Genomic DNA, 3,694 nt, shown 5'->3' with positions numbered 1-3,694 from the left:
TGGCGATCGCCGAGGAGAAACTCAATGTGAAGATCGTCTGCGCCTTACCGGGGCTGACGACCGGCTACGGCCCCAGCCACCAGGCGACGGAGGACATCGCGATTTTCCGCGGGATGCCGAACCTGACGATCATCGACCCTTGCGACGCGCTCGACATCGAACAGGCCACGGAGGCGATCGCGGACTACAACGGGCCGGTCTACATGCGGCTTTCGCGCGGTAAGGTTCCTGTCGTGCTCGACGAAGACGACTATACATTTGAAATCGGCAAGGCGCGAATGCTGCGCGAGGGCGCGGACGTATTGTTCATTTCCAGCGGCCTGATGACCATGCGCGCGCTGGAGGCCGCGAAGGCGCTTGAAGCCGACAGGATCGGCTGCGCCGTTCTGCACGTTCCGACGATCAAACCTCTGGATACGGAGGCGATACTCGCTGCCGCGCGCCGTTCGGGACGGCTGGTGGTGGCGGCGGAGAACCACACCATCATTGGTGGCCTTGGCGAAGGCGTTGCCGCGCTGCTGATGCGCGAGAGAGTGACCCCAGTCTTTCGCCAGATCGCCCTGCCCGACGAGTTCCTCGACGCTGGCGCGCTGCCGACGCTTCACGATCGCTACGGGATCTCAACTTCCGAGCTCGTGCGCCGCGTCCGCATTTGGAGCGAATGAGAAGTAAGAGCTCTCCCTACACAACAGTTGAGTCATCGACCTTGACCTTGCCCCTCTTATCTAATCCGGTTTGAAGTTCGTTCTGGCCCACCGAGAGGACCAGGACATGAAAGGTAGCCGCTTCTCTGAAGAGCAGATCATCGGAATTTTGAAGGAACACGAGGCCGGGGTATCGGTTGCCGATCTGTGCCGCAAGCACGGGGTCAGCGACGCCTCGATTTACAACTGGAAGGCCCGCTTCGGCGGGATGGATGTCTGCGAGGCTCGGCGACTGAAGGCTCTGGAGGACGAGAACACGCGGCTGAAGCGGCTTCTGGCCGACGACATGCTCGACAATGCCGCGTTGAAGGATCTTGTGGGAAAGAAATGGTGACGCCCGCGGCCAAGCGGAAACCTTTCTAGCGACCAGATCGATCAACTTCAACGCCGACTGCAACGGACCAGGCGATCAAGGAAAGGTGCATCATGAAGCATTCGCGGAGCCGACAATAGCCGACGCCATTCTCGACCGGATCATCCACAACGCCCATCGCATCACCCTCGAAGGCGACAGCATGAGAAAGCAAAAAACACCGCCGCCCTTGACCGGCGCCGAAAACGGCGAAATCAATCGCAAATGACTTCAACCAGGCAACCGAGCGCCGACCCCATCCTGCTGTCCGCGAATTAGTGAAACTGCTGTCCGCGATTTAGCGGAACGACTGTCCCGTTTTTGCGAAATACGCACGTCCGACGCAGCTTGCGTTGACAGAGGCGGTTTACGCGCAGTTGCAATAGCACTTCCGCCGGCCTATTTTTGTGGAGTTCAATTGTGGTTCGGCCAAGGGCGCTTTGGGCGCCGGACCGGCCCCGTGTAAACCTCATTAAAGAGAGACGAACCCTGCCATGGAAGAATTCTTATCGCGCATCGCCACTGGTGCCGGCATCGGCCCGGCTCTCGCAGAGAAGGCCGTTGGGTTAATGCTGGGTTTCCTGCAACGCCACGCGGCCGACGGTCCCGTTGCGCGCATGATCGCGGCCATTCCCGGAGCTTCGGAATTAGTGGCGAAGTATCATGGCAACGACCCAGAGGGCGGAGGCGGCCTCATGGGGCTCGGCCAGCAATTGATGAGTGAGGGTCTCAGCATTCTAAAGATCGCTGCCATCGCCAACGAGACGATCGCCTTCGCCAAGGAACATGCCGGCGACGAACTCGTGGACGAGGTCCTCAATTCCGTTCCTGGCCTTCCCCAGTTCGTCTGATCAGCGGCAGCCGGGGGCGCATGACTTCGAGCGCCCGTGCCGGCCCGTCTGCGCAGGTAGGCATTCTCCGCCGAGCGCTCCGTACCGATCTCGCCAGACCACCAACCGCCGGGCACGCGAAGCGAGCGTTGGAGTACTTCATTCGTCTGTCCCAAAATCGACCGCAGGCGAACCGATGTGTATCACTTCCGGCGGTAAGGGTTTATCGTGAACGCTTTCGATGAAGCCCGCGAGATAAGCAAACGTATTGTATTTCTCAAGAACCAACCGCTTCGCCTCTTGTATTGCGCCGCGACGCTCCTTCCAGAGGTCCGAGTCGATGATTTCTTGAATTTTTTGGATTACGTTCTTGTCCTCTGGGTCAATCAGAACCATTGAGTCGGAAGGGAAGAACCTCGTGATTGCCGGGCTGCCGTAATAGATCGGCATTGTTTCAGCAACGAAGCAGTCCATAAGCTTCTCTGTAAAATAGTAATCAGCACGAGTATTCTCGAAAGCTATACTGTAACGGTACGGTGCGAGTGCGTCCCATTTATCTCCAATCAGCCGAAAACCTCGGCCGAACAGGTCAAAATCGAGCTCCTCTCTCAGCCGTTCCAGAAACGCCAGCCGATATCGATGCCCTTTAAGCAGGGCGATGTTACTGGTAATCCATGAGAGCCGAAGCGGCTTGTCCACGACTTCGCTGACCAGAAGTTGGTCATATGTCTTTGTTACAGACCAAGACCGAGTGATAGGTGGAGACAAAACGAATCGGCGCTCTGCATTCTGCCGAGCAGCCAGCTCTGCGTCAGACGTCAGGACGATGGTATTTTTCCCTTGCCCTTCATGAAATGCGCGATGAGCTTTCGTCGGCGGTTCGCCGATTGCAAAAATTGTCCTGTTTGGACTCGCCTCGATATCAACAGGGAGCCCAAAAATAGAAGCAGAGTTAAAGACAATATGCCAATCGGGCGCGAAGGATGTCCTGCGTACAAAAGCGACATTGTTCCAGATTCCACTGCCCTTTGGAGTGAGATGGTGGATTGCATCATCCAAAACGCCCCAAGAATCCAGACATGTAGCAACAATGGGCGCCGGACGTTCCGTCAACAATTTGGTCGACAAAGCAGTTCCACCCCATTCACTTCCGTTGGACCGGGAGCAACTCGTGCATCGGGCGCAAGACCTCTCTGCGCCTGAAATAGCTCGCGATCCTGATCGGTATCAAACACACGATTCTGTGCGACTTCGCGATTCTGTGCGACTTCGCGCCATTCGACAACTCATCTCTAAGACCGCGGGAATCCCTTCACTCGTGAAGGTACTCAATCGCCATTTCGGATTGCGGTAAGATTGGGCAGCATAAACCTTCCGGGACCCGCTGTCGAGGCAATTGTCGCTTTGCACCTAACCAGGTTCTTCCTCACTTTGTGTGGTGATCAGGCCGGTTGAGTGGCAGCATGCGTGCCCTCTAAAATATGGAAGTTGACTACATTCTTATTATTAATCGGGATATACGACCAGTTTAGAGGCGGCTCGCCTCTCACAGGCGACGTTTGCAGCGGCGACGGCAGATCGAGATATTGGCGGGTTGATGCCGGGGCTTTGTCCGAAATCTGTGGTCCGATTTCGGACGAAGTGACGGTCAAGATGTCCGAAATATGCTACGAATTTCGGACAAGCTTCATACACAAAGCGGCTTTGCCCGACATCATCGATATCGTCATGCAGATGGGCGATGCCGACCTAGCCTCGTCCCCTCCCCTTCCAGCCATTGCCAATCCCAGCCTGCCTGCGCATCTTGA

Annotated in this window: 4 protein-coding genes and 2 pseudogenes; 5 read left to right on the top strand and 1 reads right to left on the bottom strand. The window is 56.6% G+C overall.

Going from position 1 to position 3,694, the window contains the following annotated elements; genetic code table 11:
• The 5 genes and pseudogenes from NKH05_RS32700 to NKH05_RS32680 all read left to right on the top strand — a co-directional run.
• The coding region (locus NKH05_RS32700; protein ID WP_353027071.1) for a transketolase family protein at window positions 1–665 on the top strand (665 nt) is incomplete at its 5' end.
• 106 nt (window positions 666–771) lie between these two features.
• A pseudogene (locus NKH05_RS32695) lies at window positions 772–1,058 on the top strand (transposase); the annotation flags it as partial.
• 71 nt (window positions 1,059–1,129) lie between these two features.
• Window positions 1,130–1,285: pseudogene (locus NKH05_RS32690) on the top strand (ATP-binding protein); the annotation flags it as partial.
• A gap of 265 nt (window positions 1,286–1,550) precedes the next feature.
• Window positions 1,551–1,907, top strand: coding sequence for a hypothetical protein (locus NKH05_RS32685; protein WP_352453730.1), 357 nt, complete (start codon window positions 1,551–1,553; stop codon window positions 1,905–1,907).
• 20 nt (window positions 1,908–1,927) lie between these two features.
• Window positions 1,928–2,131 carry a TilS substrate-binding domain-containing protein gene (locus tag NKH05_RS32680; protein ID WP_353027070.1) on the top strand — a complete coding sequence of 68 codons (204 nt, stop codon included), beginning with the start codon at window positions 1,928–1,930 and terminating at the stop codon, window positions 2,129–2,131.
• Here the strand turns inward: NKH05_RS32680 and NKH05_RS32675 are convergent.
• Window positions 2,046–3,014 carry a glycosyltransferase family 10 domain-containing protein gene (locus tag NKH05_RS32675; RefSeq protein WP_352453731.1) on the bottom strand — a complete coding sequence of 323 codons (969 nt, stop codon included), beginning with the start codon at window positions 3,012–3,014 and terminating at the stop codon, window positions 2,046–2,048. The genes NKH05_RS32680 and NKH05_RS32675 overlap by 86 nt on opposite strands.
• Window positions 3,015–3,694 lie beyond the last annotated feature (680 nt).

Source organism: Mesorhizobium sp. M1399 (assembly GCF_040317735.1).
Classification (GTDB): domain Bacteria; phylum Pseudomonadota; class Alphaproteobacteria; order Rhizobiales; family Rhizobiaceae; genus Mesorhizobium.
Note: the sequence above shows the minus strand (reverse complement) of the source record. Positions and strands in the feature narration are given on the sequence as shown.